Here is a 658-nt window from a genome sequence, read left to right as displayed (position 1 = left end):
CCCTACGAAGTATGCGTCGACATTCAGCCGCATCCCGAGGGCGGCGAAACGCTCGTGTATACCGACGAGCAGGGGCGGCCCATCGACATGGGCGCCATTCCGTTGGGCGGCGCAGTGTTCAGCCCGGGCGAAGGGCTTGCCGTGCGGCGACACCTCAATGGGCAATTGCTGATCGAAAGCGACGACGGCATGTACCGCTTGTTCGAAGCTGCGCCAGCAAACCCGTCGCAACTGCGTCTGAGCCAACTGGGTGATCGTAACGACAACCGTATCTATATCGACTATGACGAAGCGGGGCGCCTGGTGCGTCTGCGCGATACGTTCGATCTGGTGCAGGTTGAGCTGATCCGTGATCAGGGCCATTTGAGCCGCATCGAACGCCTGTACCCGGATCAACGTCGCGAAGTGCTGGTGAGCTACGGCTACGACGCGGCGGGCAATCTGGCGCAAGTGCGTGATGCAACCGATCAAGTGCAGCGGCGTTTTGCCTACGATGCCGGGCGCCGAATGGTGGAGCATCAATTACCCACCGGATTGCGCTGTTTCTATGAGTGGGCGTTGATCGAAGGCCTGGAATGGCGCGTGGTTCGGCATTGGACCGATGAGGGCGACGCTTACCAGTTCGACTATGACCTGCAGGCTGGCCTCACGCGCATCA

At 60.8% G+C, this 658-nt stretch carries 1 pseudogene; it reads left to right on the top strand.

Annotated features, from left to right (window positions below):
* Nucleotides 1–658: pseudogene (locus AOA62_RS07555) on the top strand (RHS repeat domain-containing protein); the annotation flags it as partial.

The sequence above is a fragment of the Pseudomonas sp. 2995-3 genome, from assembly GCF_002742565.1.
In the GTDB taxonomy this organism is placed as follows: Bacteria; Pseudomonadota; Gammaproteobacteria; order Pseudomonadales; family Pseudomonadaceae; genus Aquipseudomonas; species Aquipseudomonas edaphica.
Note: the sequence above shows the minus strand (reverse complement) of the source record. Positions and strands in the feature narration are given on the sequence as shown.